The organism is Kushneria phosphatilytica, assembly GCF_008247605.1.
GTDB lineage: Bacteria > Pseudomonadota > Gammaproteobacteria > Pseudomonadales > Halomonadaceae > Kushneria > Kushneria phosphatilytica.
Map to the genome: position 1 here is coordinate 3,391,787 of NZ_CP043420.1, position 15,590 is coordinate 3,407,376.

13 protein-coding genes are annotated in these 15,590 nt (G+C 58.5%); 5 read left to right on the forward strand and 8 right to left on the reverse strand.

Annotation, left to right across the window (positions count from 1 at the left end; translation table 11 throughout):
* The first annotated feature begins 133 nt into the window (after nt 1-133).
* A complete protein-coding gene (locus FY550_RS15775) occupies nt 134-1,528 on the forward strand; it encodes a mechanosensitive ion channel family protein (protein WP_084388191.1) in 1,395 nt (464 codons plus the stop codon).
* On the opposite strand, the gene FY550_RS15780 is transcribed toward FY550_RS15775, so the two are convergent.
* From FY550_RS15780 to FY550_RS15805, 6 genes are all read right to left on the reverse strand, one after another.
* A complete protein-coding gene (locus FY550_RS15780) occupies nt 1,480-2,046 on the reverse strand; it encodes a methylated-DNA--[protein]-cysteine S-methyltransferase (protein WP_070979846.1) in 567 nt (188 codons plus the stop codon). The genes FY550_RS15775 and FY550_RS15780 overlap by 49 nt on opposite strands.
* Nucleotides 2,043-3,515 carry a DNA-3-methyladenine glycosylase 2 gene (gene alkA, locus FY550_RS15785; RefSeq protein ID WP_070979848.1) on the reverse strand — a complete coding sequence of 491 codons (1,473 nt, stop codon included), beginning with the start codon at nt 3,513-3,515 and terminating at the stop codon, nt 2,043-2,045. The genes FY550_RS15780 and alkA overlap by 4 nt, the downstream gene beginning before the upstream one ends.
* Before the next feature lie 63 nt (nt 3,516-3,578).
* Nucleotides 3,579-4,115 carry a lactoylglutathione lyase gene (gloA, locus tag FY550_RS15790; protein WP_070979850.1) on the reverse strand — a complete coding sequence of 179 codons (537 nt, stop codon included), beginning with the start codon at nt 4,113-4,115 and terminating at the stop codon, nt 3,579-3,581.
* Between the two features lie 174 nt (nt 4,116-4,289).
* On the reverse strand, nt 4,290-6,014 hold the full coding sequence (locus tag FY550_RS15795; protein ID WP_199287821.1) for an aspartate:alanine exchanger family transporter: 1,725 nt from the start codon (nt 6,012-6,014) through the stop codon (nt 4,290-4,292).
* Nucleotides 6,015-6,163: 149 nt separating this feature from the next.
* Entirely contained in the window at nt 6,164-7,546 is a 1,383-nt protein-coding gene (locus FY550_RS15800) for a glutamate decarboxylase (RefSeq protein ID WP_070979855.1), read from the reverse strand.
* A gap of 304 nt (nt 7,547-7,850) precedes the next feature.
* On the reverse strand, nt 7,851-8,951 hold the full coding sequence (locus FY550_RS15805) for a M42 family metallopeptidase (protein ID WP_070979857.1): 1,101 nt from the start codon (nt 8,949-8,951) through the stop codon (nt 7,851-7,853).
* Between the two features lie 224 nt (nt 8,952-9,175).
* Between FY550_RS15805 and FY550_RS15810 the strand changes: the two genes are divergently transcribed.
* Complete coding sequence (locus tag FY550_RS15810; RefSeq protein ID WP_070979860.1) at nt 9,176-9,808, forward strand: OmpW/AlkL family protein; 633 nt, start codon at nt 9,176-9,178, stop codon at nt 9,806-9,808.
* Nucleotides 9,809-9,886: 78 nt separating this feature from the next.
* On the opposite strand, the gene FY550_RS15815 is transcribed toward FY550_RS15810, so the two are convergent.
* On the reverse strand, nt 9,887-10,450 hold the full coding sequence (locus FY550_RS15815) for a ZapG family protein (RefSeq protein WP_168201491.1): 564 nt from the start codon (nt 10,448-10,450) through the stop codon (nt 9,887-9,889).
* 264 nt (nt 10,451-10,714) lie between these two features.
* On the opposite strand from FY550_RS15815, the gene FY550_RS15820 reads away from it, so the two are divergent.
* The 3 genes from FY550_RS15820 to FY550_RS15830 all read left to right on the forward strand — a co-directional run bounded on the left by FY550_RS15820 (nt 10,715) and on the right by FY550_RS15830 (nt 12,762).
* Nucleotides 10,715-11,221: a C40 family peptidase gene (locus FY550_RS15820; RefSeq protein ID WP_070979867.1), complete on the forward strand. Its 507-nt coding sequence runs from the start codon at nt 10,715-10,717 to the stop codon at nt 11,219-11,221.
* A gap of 59 nt (nt 11,222-11,280) precedes the next feature.
* Nucleotides 11,281-12,087 (forward strand): RsiV family protein, encoded by an 807-nt coding sequence (locus FY550_RS15825; RefSeq protein WP_070979868.1) that lies wholly within the window; start codon nt 11,281-11,283, stop codon nt 12,085-12,087.
* A 207-nt stretch (nt 12,088-12,294) separates the two neighbouring features.
* Entirely contained in the window at nt 12,295-12,762 is a 468-nt protein-coding gene (locus FY550_RS15830) for a MarR family winged helix-turn-helix transcriptional regulator (protein WP_168201492.1), read from the forward strand.
* An 82-nt stretch (nt 12,763-12,844) separates the two neighbouring features.
* Here FY550_RS15830 and ppsA read toward each other — a convergent pair whose 3' ends face one another.
* The gene (gene ppsA, locus FY550_RS15835) at nt 12,845-15,280 is read right to left on the reverse strand and encodes a phosphoenolpyruvate synthase (RefSeq protein ID WP_070979875.1); all 2,436 of its coding nucleotides are present in this window, start codon (nt 15,278-15,280) and stop codon (nt 12,845-12,847) included.
* Between the last annotated feature and the right edge of the window lie 310 nt (nt 15,281-15,590).

Genomic DNA, 15,590 nt, shown 5'->3' on the forward strand with positions numbered 1-15,590 from the left:
GAGCCGCCCATATCGGGCGGCTCATGTCGTGCTCTCCACTGCGACCAAAGTTGACAACAGTGGGTGTCCTCGCCATCACTTGTGATCAGTCCCTGCCGCTACAACGGCATTCATGGATTGTCGAGGTTACGTCATGCCCGAAATACTGATGACCTGGCTCACCCATCTGCCCCCCTGGGCACAGGCCGGCGGCGTACTCGCCCTGACGCTGGCTCTTCACGCCGTTCTGGGCTATCTGCATATTCGCCTGCGTCGACTCGAACGCAGCCGCTTTCATCCGCTCAACGTCGCCGCCATCGCCGTTCATCCACCGCTGGTGACAGGTCTCTGGGTTTACGGACTGGCGATCACGTTCTGGTACCTGGTGCCCAATACCGTGGCATGGCATCCGGGTATCATGACGCTGGCCAATGCCGCTGCTGCCCTGCTTGGCGTATGGCTGGTCATCCGGGTATCGCGTCGGCTGATCGCGGTGATGGATCGCTGGGCCACGCAGCGACACAGCCGTTTCGAGCGCTATCTGGCGCCCTTCCTGGTGCGTTGCATCGCCGCCCTGGCCCCGGTGCTGCTGTTATTTTCACTGTTCCCGCTGTTCATTACGTCCACGCGAATCGATGCCGTACTACATAACATCACCAGTCTGCTGCTGATTGCGAGCATCGCCGCGGTGATGATTCATGGGGTCAATGTCACCGAGCGCCTTCTGAGCGAGCGCTACCGGATCGATGTCGATGACAATCTGTTGGCGCGCAAGGTGCATACCCAGATTGCCGTACTGCGCAAGCTGATCAATTTCATTATTATCCTGCTGGCACTGGCCTCGATGCTGATGGTGTTCGACAAGGTGAGACAGCTGGGCGCCAGCATCCTGGCCTCGGCCGGCATTCTGGGCGTGGTGCTGGGGTTCGCTGCGCAGAAGGTGATCGGTAATCTGATTGCCGGTATCCAGATCGCCCTGACCCAGCCGATTCAGCTCGATGATGCCGTAGTGGTCGAAGGCGAATGGGGCTGGGTGGAAGAACTGACCCTCACCTATGTGGTGGTGCGACTGTGGGACTGGCGTCGTCTGGTGTTGCCGATCAACTATTTCATCGATCATCCGTTCGAGAACTGGACCCGGCGCACCAGCGATCTGATCGGGAGCGTCATGCTCTATGCTGATTACTATCTGCCACTCGATACGCTACAGCAGGAGGCCGAACGCATCGCCCGGGCTTCGCCGCTATGGAATGGCAAGGTCTGCAAGGTGCAGCTGCTGGAGATGACCGAGCGCAACATGCAGCTGCGCGTCCTGGTGAGCGCCACCGGCGGCGGCAACACCTTTGATCTGCGCTGCGAGATGCGCGAAGGACTGCTCCGGTTCATTGCCGAACACTACCCCGATGCACTGCCCCGAGTGCGCCTCGACCTGCCGCCGCAGGGCGGTGTCAGCGCCCAGGCAGCCGATAACGCGCACACCGGGGCCGAGCAGGCACGAAATTACAACATCCCTGAGCGCAGTGGTTCGACCGCATCGCCGGGTACCTGAGGCCTGGCAGCCCGGTGGCTGGCAGGCAGCTCGACGCCCTCCAGAGTGAGGAGGGCGCGCTTGCGCTCCAGACCGCCGGCATACCCCCCCAGCTTGCCTGAACCCGCCAACACCCGGTGACAGGGCACGATGACCGATAGCGGATTACGCCCCACCGCGCCACCCACGGCACGCGCATGTCCCGGTGAAAGCGACAACTGTTCGGCCAGCAGACCGTAGGCAGTCACCGTCCCTGGTGGGATGGCCCGTAACGCCTCCCAGACCCGCTGCTGAAATGCCGTCCCGGGCGGTGCCAGCGGCAGATCGAACGCGCGACGTTCACCATTGAAAAAGGCTGTCAGCTGCTCGGCGGCTCGCCGGAGCACCGGCGACCGGCTGGCACTGATCGATACGGGCGACTGTGTCAGTGTCGGAAAGTGACGCTGACCGACAAAGAAGACACCGGTCAGTTGATCGTGCGCATCGGCACGCAGCACCATCTCACCCAATGGGCTCTCCATGCAGGCGTAATGCATCATGGTGAGGTGACCTCCTCTGCTAGTGATACTGGTCCGGATCGAGGCGCATCCTCCCACAGCCGAATGGCGGCGTAGGCACGCCAGGGGGACCAGCGCTCGGCGTACTGCTCAAGGGCTTTGGCACTGGTCAACCCCAACCGCTTCTTGAGCACGGCATCGCCATGGGGAAAGGCATCGGGCCAGGCGAGCGAGCGCATGGCGATGTACTGCACCGTCCATTCCCCGATACCCCGAATGGCACGCAGCGCCGGCAATACGTCATCCGGCGCCATCAGCGGCGCCAGACTCAGTCGCTGAGCGACGATTTCACGCGACAGCGCAATGATCGCCTCCGCCCGCTGACGCAACAGCCCCAGTCCGATCAGCGCCTCCGGATCAAGCCCGGCGATCCGCGAGGCTTCCGGAAAGGCGACACGCAAGCCTGCTGGAGCGCCCGCCACCGGCTCACCGAACTGCTCGACCAGCCGCGATAGAATGCGCCGCGCCTGCGTGACGCGAATCTGTTGGCCGGCGATCGCGCGCACCGCCATTTCAAAACCATCGAAGGCGCCCGGCACCCGCACACCCGGCCGGGCAGCAGCCAGTGCTCCCAGATGGTCATCGATGATCTCCGGTGAACAATCCAGATCGAACAACCGACGCACGCGTGACAATACCCCGGCGATCACCGGGTGCAGGCTCGCCGGCAGGGTCACACTCAACGCATGACGTTCTGGCACATGGCTCACCCTTACCCAGCCATGATGCCACTGCCCTCGACGCTCGATCGCGACCGTGCGGGCATAGTGCTCCCCTTCGATCCACTCCACCCCTTCGATGGCGCGCGGCGCCAGAAAGGATAACAACGCCGACCAGCATAGCGGCGGCCGATAGGCAAGCTCGATACACAGTGGCGCGCCGGCGTCACTACTGCCGGTCCGGCGCAGGGCGCTCGGCGTCAGCCCATAACTGTGACGAAACAGGGCATTGAAGCGTCGCTGACTACCGAAGCCCGCGGCCAGTGACAGTTCGGTCATCGGCAGCCGGGTTTCGGTCAGCAGCCGTTTGGCCAGCAGCAATCGGCGGGTCTGCACGAAACGACCGATACTCACCCCGAAATGGGCTTCGAAGATCCGTCGCAGGTGGCGATCGCTGACACCAATGCGCCTGGCCAGCTCGGCAATCGAGGCATCATCGAGAAAGCCGCTCTCGATCAACGCGGCCGCCGATTGGGCCAGCCGCGCCGACATGTCCGTCATCGCCAGTCCCGGCGCCCGCTCGGGACGACAGCGCAAACAGGGCCGAAACCCCGCCTGTTCGGCAGCAGCACTGTCAGCGAAAAAGCGACAGTTCTCCCGCCGCGGTTTACGTACCCGGCAGATCGGCCGGCAGTAGATGCCGGTAGAGGTCACGCCGGTCAGAAACCAGCCGTCGAAACGGCGATCGCGCGAGAGCATGGCCTGGTAACAGATATCGAAATCGAGGTTCATGCTGCTACTGTATGCCGACCTTACCCGCAGTGCTCGCCGGATTCGGACATGTGGTTGGCGATGTCAGCGGCCCAGGCCGGCAGTGAGATCGGGCTGCACAATCTCGATCCAGTAGCCATCCGGGTCCTTCACGAAGGCAATGTTCGGCATCTTCCCCGTGCCCGGGCGCTTGACGAACTCCACGCCCATATCTTCAAACCAGGTGGTGGCGCTCTCAAGGTTGGGTACGCTGAAGCAGATATGACCGAAGCCCTGGGGCGCATCGTTACCATTGTGATAGGCGAAGTCGGGATCGTCCTCGGTGCCCCAGTTGTGGGTCAGCTCCAGCAGGCCGCGCTGGCTGAAGGTCCATACCGTGCGCTCATCCGGGTCCTCCGGCACACTGTCTTCCGGCAACAGTCGGGTGAGAAAGTAGAGCGTGAACTGCATCTCGGGAAAGTCGAGCTTGCGCAGCAGACGCATGCCGAACACATGAGTATAGAAATGAAGCGAGCGTTCGGGATCCTTCACTCGCAGCATGGAGTGGTTGAGGGTGAAGCCAGCCGCGGCCTCGGGCGACTGTTCGGCTACACCGGGGGCATTTTCGGTAAAGGTCGACACTGCAGACTCCTGTCATGGAACTCGAGTCTGCAAGGGTAGGCGATCCGAAGGCCGATGACTGCCCCCGGGTACGCCTGCCTGGTTCTGGTATCACTGGATGATGCGTTTTCCGGCATGGGGGAGCACCTGCTCGGTCTTCATGCTGCGCATGACCATGCACTGATAAAGCACTTCTCAGGAAAGGATCATCGACAGGTACCCTCCAATCAACGCCAGCACCGTCGTCAGCGCGTAACTGACCGGATACGGTATGGCGGCCACGGAACTCCCCGACTCTTCAATAATGGCATTCAGCCCCGGGGTACTATTACGTCCCCCGGTGGCAGCCCCATCCGCAATAACCGAATTCAGACCAAAGAATTTAAAACCTGCCCAGAAGGCAATGAATGGCGGGACAAGCGCGCCCAGTATGCCTATCAATGCCAGCCACAACATGGTGTCACCTCCCAGTGCCGAGATGACTTTTGGACCGACATTAGCCGACAGGACCGCGACGAATGCATTCAACCCGAAGTCCTGAAGAAAACTTCGTGCCCCCTCATGTACCGGCCCGCCAAACTCGGGATTACGGCTTCGGAAATAACTGACGCCTACCCCGGCAAGAATGCAACCTGCCGAAGTGCCAAGCGCAAACGGGATACCGGAAACCGTAATGCTGATGATCCCCACCAGATAGCCCACCAGCATGGCCAGAGCGAGATACAGCACTTCCGACTTCATTGTCGGCAGAATGGCACGACCTCCCAGTTTTTTCGCTGCCGCTGCAATGGCACTGCCAGGCCCCGTCAAGCGCAAGACATCGCCAAACAGCACCACGCTGTCATGACCCAGGGGGAGCTCATTACCGGCTCGAAAATGAGCCTGCACTTCAACGCCACCCGTGCCATGGCTGGCAAGCTCTTTAAAGGTCTTTCCGGAAACGGCGTGGGAGCCCACATGAACATCTGCGACTTCCAGAGGCACCTGTCGAGCAAGCGCTTCATCCGATTCCGGCCCGATCAACTCTCCCTCTTCAAGAATCAACTCGTGCACGTTCGCCCGCACCGTCACAATATCGTTTGGCGCAAGCGTCAGATCATCCGACAATTCCATTACCTTGTGATCTCGCACGACACGAAGTATCGGCACCTGAGGGTAATCCCGGGCCAATTGCGCAAGGCTACGGCCTATGAGTTGTTGGTGAGTCACGCAAAAGGCGCGCAGATCATAGGGGGAGAATCCCATGACCAGTGCGCCGGGCGCTCCGGGCACGGGATGTGATGCACCACCGCTGTATTCCTTCTCGGCCTGCGCCGCATCCGCTTTGGCGTTTCGCCCAAAAATTCGCGGCAAATAACGAATCAATAGAATAATACCCACACTCGACAACACGTAGCTGATCGCATAGGCCGCCGCCATGTTGGCACCGACTTCTTCGATGGTCATACCGGCAGGAGGGGTATAAGCACCGGTTGCCAGCGCGTTCTGGCCGACACCGAGAATGGCAGTAATTGTATAGCTACCGGAAATCAGGCCTGTTGCATAACCGGGAGCAAGTCCAACCCACTTTGCGCCAAAGTAGCAAATAACCCAGTTCAATACCCATACGATGACGCCGACTCCGATAAAGGCAAGCCCCCCTTTTCGAAGTCCCGAGAAGAATTGCGGGCCTACTTTCAGACCAAGCGCATACATGAAAAGTAACAGCATGAAGGACGATAGAATCCCCGGAATGGCGTAAGTGATTCCATAAACGCCTTCAGCCGTCATGGATATTACAACGCCGACCAGCAGGGAGCCGGCCGTAGAGCCCAGGGATACACCCTTGAAACTGAAACGTCCTATCAGCGTACCCAGCGTCAGTGCCAAAAGAATAAACGCTATAGGCTGATGATCTAATAACTGAAAGAAACCGCGCATTCCATTCTCCGCAGCAAAAGCGACTCGATCGAAGCTTTAACCGATGACACGCCCCCTTTCAGAGGGCGTACTATCCCGGTCAAAAACCGGAAAGTCAGGGTTGAATCGGACACAGCCACGCACGCACAAGCGGTCGCGACAATGTCATCTCAGCCATGATGGAATCCCGGCTTCGCTGTCGAATTGGGTATGGGGTTTTGTGATAGATGACTGATGGCACGCTTCATGTCGTCGAGAAGCAGATGTGCCATATCCCGACTTACACCATGGCGAATCAGAATGCGCTGAACCACTGTTTCTTCCCGATTCGAAGGCAATGGATAGGAGGCGATCTGCCAACCACGCATGCGAAGTCTTTCCGATAAATCATAAAGCGTGAAGCCATGATCCGAGTCGGTCAGCTTGTAAGCTACCGCCGGAAGGCCGCCATGACCGTCATAGATCATTTCAAACGGCCCCATTCCGGCCAGCTTGTCACCAAGCCATTGCGCAGTATCGGCACAGGCTTGCTGTATAGCCGTATAACCATCACGTCCCAGGCGCAGGAAATTATAATATTGCGCTATGATCTCTCCGCCAGGACGTGAGAAATTAAGCGCAAATGTCGGCATATTGCCGCCCAGATAGTCGACATAAAAGATCAGATCCTCAGGCAGATCCTGCTTTGATGCCCAGATCACCCATCCCACGCCGAGCGGCGCCAATCCATACTTGTGCCCGGATGCGTTGATGGAACGCACACGTTCAATCCGAAAGTCCCATACGAGATCACGCTGGATAAAAGGCGCCACGAATCCACCGGAGGCGGCATCAACGTGAATGGGAATATCAAGCCCCAGATCACGCTCGATAGCGTCAAGCTCTCGCGCCAGTGCCTCGACAGGCTCATAGATACCCGTAAATGTGACGCCAAGGGTGGCAATAACCCCTATCGTATTCTCGTCACAATATTTTCGAAGATCTTCTGGTTGTAATCCTAACGCTTCTCCTTCGAGCGGAACTTCCCTGATTTCGACGTCAAAATACCTTGCAAATTTCTTCCAGCAAATTTGCACCGGGCCTGTCACGATATTGGGCTTGCTTGTATCCTTTCCTTCGGCAGCACGTTTTTCACGCCATTTCCACTTGAGTGCCAGCCCGCCCAACATGGCAGCCTCGCTGGAACCGGTGGTTGAACAACCCACGGTGTCCCACGATTTCCGGGCATGCCAAAGATCGGCCAGAATATGAACGCAGCGATTCTCGATTTCTGCTGTCTGGGGATATTCATCCTTGTCGATCATGTTCTTATCGACAGCGTCCGTCATCAGCTGCCTGACTTCGTCTTCAATCCAGGTAGTACAAAAGGTGGCAAGATTCTGGCGCGCATTACCATCCAGTAACAGCTCATCGCGCACCAGTGAATAAGCGGCATGAGGCTCCGTACGACCTTGTGGCATGCGAAACCTGGGCAGGCTGGCTTCTGAGGCATCGGTCGTGTAGATATCGCGAATGGTTGTTTGATCGCCTGAATCAATATGGTGAATGGGCATATTATTTCCTCGGATATAAAATCACTCAAAAAAAACAAGCAAGCACTTATATTCCTATCAGAACCTTTTGATCTTTCCAATCTCGGGATTTTCGGATAATCGAAATTACTGTTGCGTTACATCCGATTCTTTTCTGGAAGAGTGAGTAATATTGATTGTGTCAAATCAGCGTCAGATCACTGATGACACGGCAGGCACTTCAACTCGACATGCACTAAACGAGAGCATAAAAAAACGGGCCCGATCGGGCCCGCTTGTCAGTGGCCGGTATCACGGCAGACGTGATACCGAATCATGGTGGCACTCACTCCTCGAAATAGCTGAAGGTCTCGCCGCTGCGGATATTGAGTAGCGTGTGATAGATCAGCTCGATGACCTGCTCGACATCGCTACGCTGCACCATTTCTACCGTGGTGTGCATGTAGCGCAGTGGCAGCGAGATCAGCGCTGATGCCACGCCCGAATTGCTGTAGGCAAACGAATCAGTATCGGTGCCGGTGGCGCGTGAACGCGGCAGGCGCTGGAACGGAATCTGCTGGTGCTCGGCGGTCTCGATGATGCGTTCGCGCAGCCGATTCTGGATCGCTGGTGCATAGGCGATCACCGGGCCGGCACCGATCCTGTTGGCGCCCTGGGTTTTGGGGTCGATCATCGGCGTACTGGTGTCGTGACAGACATCAGTAACGATTGCCACGTTGGGCTGAATGCGCTCGGCGATCATCTGTGCCCCACGCAGCCCCACCTCTTCCTGTACGGCATTGACGATGTACAGACCGAAGTCAAGCGTCTGACCACGTTCCTTCAGCAACCTGGCCACTTCAGCGATCATGAAACCACCGATGCGGTTGTCGATCGCCCGGCAGACAAACTTGTCGCCATTGAGCACGGTAAACTCATCGGGATAGGTGATCACGCAGCCGACATGGACGCCGAGCGCTTCAACGTCATCCTTCGAGCTGCAGCCGACATCCACGAAGATGTTGTCCGGTTTGGGCGCCTGCTCCTCGCCCTGGCCGCCACGCCGGGTATGAATCGCCGGCCAACCGAAGACCCCGGGCACCACGCCGTTTTTCGTGTGTACATTGACCCGCTTGGAAGGTGCGATCTGGTGATCGCTGCCACCGTTACGGATCACGTAGATCATACCTTCATCGGTGATGTGGTTGACGTACCAGGAGATCTCGTCGGCGTGGCCTTCAATCACTACCTTGTAGGTCGCTTCAGGGTTGATCACACCAACCGCCGTGCCATAGGTATCGGTGAAGAATTCATCCACCCAGGGGCGGAGATACTCCATCCACAGTTTCTGACCCTCCCACTCGTAGCCAGTGGGAGCCGCGTTATTCAGATAGCGTTCGAGAAACGCCATGGCATCGGTACTCAGCAGACCGTTTTCGGCACTCATGATGATGATTGTCCTGATGGAAAATACTCGGGTCCGACAGCGTCGGCCCCCTCTCTATAGCATGATAACCAATTCCCTCCGTCATGCCCGACCCCCAGGTCGATACCTGCGAGAGTGCGACAACCTGTCCCGCGACAGACGACTATCGCAGGCATAGTCTGTACCTATCTCAAGGCGCCTGAGATAGATACAACAAGGGATCATTTCAGGGGAGTTCAAGTATCATGCGTACCATTACCCTATTGTCGGCTGCCGCTCTGGCTCTGGCAGGGAGTGTCATGGCAACACCTGCACTGGCCTATGGTCAGGGCGATTTCTACACCCGGCTGGGGGTCGCCAAGGTGTCGCCGAAAAGCGATAACGGCGATATCGATGCCATCGGGGTCGACAAGATCGATGTTGATGACGACTCCGGCTTTGCCTTCACCCTGGGCTACCGCTTCCTCGACAAGTGGGGTGTGGAACTGCTGGCCGCCCAGCGCTTCAAGCATGACATCAATCTCGACGGCAACGAAGCCGGCTCCACCAAGCATCTGCCGCCCACATTGACCCTGCAGTACTACCCGCTCGGCGGAACCGATGCCCGGGTACAGCCCTACGTCGGCGCCGGGGTCAACTACACCCACTTCTCCGACGAAAAGCTCGACGGCGGCAAGCTCGACATGGATGACTCCTGGGGCTGGGCCGGCCAGATCGGGGTCGACCTGCTGGTAAGCGAACACTGGGCACTCAATGCGGCTGCCTGGTATCTCGATATCGATTCCGATACCACAGCGACCGTGGGCGATCAGTCCTATGACACCAAGGTGCACATTGATCCGGTCGTGGTCATGGGCGGGGTCAGCTATCGCTTCTGAGCGCTGTCGAATTCAGGCGCAAATGATAGCCGCTCCGGGAGCTCAGTCTCCCGGAGCACCATCATGAAAGAACCGGAATCAGCGTCGGTCCTCGCTGCGCTGATCACCATTTGTTGAAGCGGAGGCGGCACTGCGCGCGGCCGCTTCCCGGTTGCGGGCAGCATCATCGCCCGGGATGGTGGCCTCTGCTTCCTCTTTCTCTTTTGTCTGCCTCTCGGCATCCGCACCGTGTTTTTCACGCTCGGGAGTTGTCCCGGGAACGTTGCTCTCCCGGGTACCCGCCGATTTCGCCGAACCATGCTCGGCCTTTTCGCTCGCAGTGCGCTGATCAGTAATCGTCTCCGGCGCCGGCGGCAGATCAATCAGATGCTCGGGATGCACATCCGCCAGTTGCTCGGCATGGTGCGCCACGTGCTGATACATCTCGCGATAATCGCCTGCCATACGGGTCATGATGGTCGAGATTTCCTGGAAGTGCTCGCGTACCTCGGCCCGGTAGGCATCCTGCTCCTTGCGGGATGACTGCACATCACGAGCATTTTGCCGACCCGTCAGCGACCCTAGCCAGTAGCCAAGCAGTAACCCGATGATGCAACCCACCACGACAATGGCAATCCATTCACCGGTACCGATACTGTCCATGCCGAGTACTCCCTGTTGTATTGATTGAATATGCAGGCATCGTGCTCCGAGCTGCCCGGTCATGTTGCCATGACCCCGGAACCCATCCTGTCACAGCAAACCATGGCCCTGGAGGCCATGTCAGACTTTTCAACCCGGCCTGCGACGAACGTCGTAGTTGCAGGCAGCCACGTTTCGATATCCTGCAAGGCTTGACCCCGGGATCGAAATTGGCGCTTGATGAGCGTCACGCGCGCTTACTTCAGACAGACAAGAGAGCCCTGGATGGCTGTCCTCGCTACCGATACCGCTAGCGGTTATCACCGGCTATACCGGCTGCTGATGACCATGATCCTGGTACTGCTGGCCGGCTGCGCCGGTAACCCGCCACTGGATGTCCGGGATACCTCCGGCGCCGAACAGGATCTCTCGATCGACCGGGTGCTGATCATCAATCGGGCCAAAGAGGCACTGGGCACACCCTATCGTTATGGCGGCAACACTGCCAGAGGCATGGATTGCAGCGGTCTGACGCAGATCAGTTACGCTGCCGCCGGCATTTCGATCCCTCGCACCTCACAGCAGCAGTTTGATCGCTTACCCCACCGGGATGTCGCGCGCCCCGGCGACCTGCTCTTCTTCGGCTCGGGCAGCGTCAGTCATGTCGGGGTCTATATCGGTGATAACCGCATGATTCACGCCCCGGGAAGCGGTCGAACAGTCCGCGTCTCCAACATCACCAAACGCTATTGGCGAGAGCACTATCGGGGTACCGCCGGCCCGGCACCATGACCCGGGCAGCTTCAGCTGTCAGAATAAGGCTGTTACTCCTGCCACTCGGAAGGCATGCCATGTCGATGCATCAACCCTGCCTGAGGCTGTCACTGGCCTGCTTTCTGGCACTGAGCCTTGGCGGCTGCGGTCATCATGATGACAAGCCCGCCACCAGCGCACATCAGATCACCAGCCAATTCCTGCTGAAACCGGTCCATCTCAATCGGCGTATCATCCAGCCGGACTGTCATACCCATTGCGCGACCATCACCGTTGACTCCCTGCGCTTTGATAATGCGCCCGGGCTGACCCGTCAGCTTGAGCATCGTCAGCTGGTACTGGCCAGTGATTTCAACGAGAACGCCGACGAAGCCCCTGCTTCCCTCCAGGCGTTCAGCGATCGATTCTTCGCTCAGGCTGCCCAGGAGCATGACCATCATCCGCAAACGGCGCCCTACGAGGCACGCTTCGAGGCCGGCATCATTGCCGACCACGACCATCTGGTGGTAGTCCGACTCGACGATTATGTATTTCGCGGCGGCGCTCATGGTATGCCGACCACCGCCTATATGGTCATTGATACCCGCACCCAGCGAACCGTCACGCTGAATGACATGCTGGTGAAAGGTCGGCGCGACGCCTTCGATCGTGTTCTGAAGGCAGCCCATCAGCGCTGGCTGAAGCGCCTCGATCAACCGCTCGACCCCGAAGACTGGCCCTTCACCTCCAGCGACAACGTTGCACTGATGGAGGACGATGTCGTGGTGAAATATCAGCCCTATGCCATCGCACCCTATGCCGTTGGCCAGCCCGAATTGCACATTCCCTACAGTGATCTGAAGGGCATCTTCAAACCACGCTACCTGCCTCGGGACAGCCACTGAGCCGCTCGACACCAGAGCGCACGTTTATTGAAAGGAGCGCTGCAAGTATTCCCCCGAACAAGGCCAGGTGCCCCGGAGCTGGCAAGGCGGAACCTCTGAAATAAAGAGGCATGAGCCATGTTTCCAGGCATACACACCTTGCTCAAAGTGTCGCCATACAGAGACAATGCCTCATGTTCTGCAGCATTGTCCCGTCAGGGAGCTGTTATGTCCGACACCCATGAAACACCTGCCATTCTCGCTCTGGAGCGTCAGATCGCCTTTCTGGTACGGCGACTGGAGGCCAATCAGAGACGCCGCAACTACCCGCTGGAACGAGCCCACTATCTGCTCCTGCTCATGCTCGAGGAGCAAGAGCCGCAGTCTTCCGGAACACTGGCCGAGCAGTTGGGGCTGGACAGTTCGACGGTCACACGACAGATCAACGTCATGCTGCGCCACGAACTGATTACCCGCACCCCCGATCCTCACGATCGTCGCGGTGGGCTTTTGTATCTCACCGACCATGGTCGCCAACAGCTTGATCAGATGCGCAAGCTCCGCCGTGAGAGCGCCCGGGAGCTGTTTGCCGACTGGGATGAGCCCTCCCGCGCCGAGCTGGCCAGGCTACTCGAGCGCCTCAACAACACCATCGAGCAGCGTGTCGCCGAGCATTTCAGCCGCTCTCGCAGTTGAGTGCAGCTATCATCACGCAATATGGCCCACACCAGTGAGAGATGTGGGCCATCCTTCATCAGCTGGCTCGCAGGCACCGGTATTACCGGGCCAGCGCCGGCCCCGTCGCAGAGCCACTGGCGGGCGCACGGTTCGAGGCTGCGACCTGCTCTCCGAGCGACAGCCAGGTCGGCAATACGGTATCGGGATTGAGCGAAAGGCTGTCGATCCCCTGTTCCATCAGCCAGGCCGCGAAGTCGGGATAATCCGATGGGCCCTGGCCGCAGATGCCGACATACTTGCCCTGTCGTTTCGCAGCGGCAATCGCCATGGTCAGTAGTGCCTTTACCGCTTCATTACGTTCATCAAACTGCTCGGAGACAGTGCCCGAATCGCGATCCAGCCCGAGGGTCAGCTGGGTCATGTCGTTGGAACCGATCGAAAAACCATCGAAATACTCAAGGAACTGATCGGCCAGCAATGCATTGGAAGGCAGCTCACACATCATGATGACCTTCAGGCCGTTCTCACCGCGTTTCAGCCCCTGTTCGGCGAGCACATCGATAACGCCGCGCGCATCCTCAAGGGTGCGCACGAACGGAATCATGATTTCGACATTGGTCAGCCCCATGGTATCCCGCACACGCCTGACCGCCTGACACTCGAGTGCGAAGGCTTCACGGAACGCCGGTGAGACATAGCGCCCGGCACCACGGAAGCCCAGCATCGGGTTCTCTTCATGAGGTTCGTACTGCTCGCCGCCGACCAGATTGGCGTACTCGTTGGTCTTGAAGTCGGAAAGGCGCACAATCACCCGCTGCGGCCAGAACGCTGCCGCCAGCGTCGCCATGCCCTCGGTCAATCGGGCCACATAGAACTCTACCGGATCATCATAGCCGGCGATGCGATGGCGGATCTCGGCCTGCAATTCAGGCGTCTGCTGCTCGAATTCCAGCAGTGCCTTCGGATGGATGCCAATCATGCGGTTGATAATGAACTCCAGCCGCGCCAGTCCCACGCCCTCATTGGGCAGGGAAGCAAAATCGAAGGCACGATCCGGATTGCCAACGTTCATCATCAGCTTCAGCGGCAGTTCGGGCAGATCATCGATGGCAGCGCTCTTCACCTCGAATTCGAGTTCACCCTCGTAGATATAGCCGGTATCGCCCTCGGCACAGGACACGGTCACTCGATCGGTATTCGCCAGCCGTGCGGTGGCATCACCACAGCCGACCACCGCCGGAATGCCCAGCTCGCGGGCAATGATGGCTGCATGGCAGGTACGGCCGCCGCGATTGGTGACGATCGCCGAGGCCCGTTTCATGATCGGCTCCCAGTCCGGGTCGGTCATGTCGGTGACCAGCACATCGCCCCGCTCGACGCGATGCATTTCGCTGATGTCATCGATGATCTTCACCGCACCTGCCCCGATACGCTGACCGATGGCGCGCCCCTCGGCGAGCACCGGACCACGCTCGCCAAGCTGGTAACGCTCCATCACCTGCTGGCGCGAACGTACCGTTTCCGGGCGCGCCTGAACGATGAAGAGCTCACCGCTGTAGCCGTCCTTCGCCCACTCGACATCCATCGGCCGGCCGTAGTGCTGCTCGATCAGCACAGCCTGATGAGCCAGCGACTCGATCTCCGTATCATTCAGGCAAAAGCGCTGGCGTTGCGCTTCGGGCACCGGTTCGATGCGTACCTGCTTGCCGTGCTCGCGCTCCTCGGCATATACCATCCGCTCGGCCTTGGAGCCCAGGCAGCGTCGCACCACAGCAGGGCGCTCGGCGGCCAGCGTCGGCTTGTGAACATAGAACTCATCCGGATTGACCGCGCCCTGTACCACCATCTCGCCCAGCCCCCAGGCGGCGGTCACGAACACCACCTGATCGAAACCGGACTCGGTATCGATGGTAAACATGACACCGGAGCTTGCCTGGTCGGAACGCACCATGCGCTGCACCCCGGCAGAGAGTGAGACTTCCTTGTGGTCGAAGCCCTGATGCACTCGATAGGAGATGGCGCGATCATTGAACAGCGAAGCAAACACATGCTTGATCGCCAACCGGATGGCCTCGAGCCCTTCGACATTGAGGAAGGTTTCCTGCTGACCAGCGAAGGATGCCTCGGGCATGTCTTCGGCCGTGGCCGAGGACCGCACTGCAAATGAGGCACCGGGATTATCCGCCGCCAGCTGCTTGTAGGCTTCAGCGATGGCAGCATCGAGTTCCGCCGGGAAGGGCGTATCAATGATCCACTGACGAATGCGTGCCCCGGCATCGGCCAGTGCCCGGGTATCCTCGATGTCAGTCTCATCAAGCAGGGCATGGATGCGCTGATCCACACCACTCTGTTCGAGGAAACGACGCCAGGCCGCTGCAGTGGTGGCAAAACCGCCCGGTACACGCACCCCCACATCCGTCAGGTTGGCAATCATCTCACCCAGCGATGCATTCTTGCCGCCTACCCGATCGACGTCATTCATGCCTACTTCGTGGTACCAGACCACATCCTTGTCGTTAACTTTACGAGTTGTCATGGCGTCTCTCTCTCGACAGGCTCTCTCGACAGCCACATTCGAATCGGTGTCGTCGTTTTTTTACAGGCACCACGCCTTTAATGGCGATTATTTCAGGTATTAAACGTGCCCTTTGGTTTAATGAAGGCTATCCTTTTTTAACCCACTACAATAGTCTGATTCGCGCTTTTGAAGGCTAATAAGTTTTTGAAATACTACTACATTTAATTAGACTTCAATTTCCATGCATCACTTTTGGCGGGACCATCAGCAGAAAAATATTCCACTACATGACGGGTAAAAAAACGCGTCATCATCGACAGAATACCGA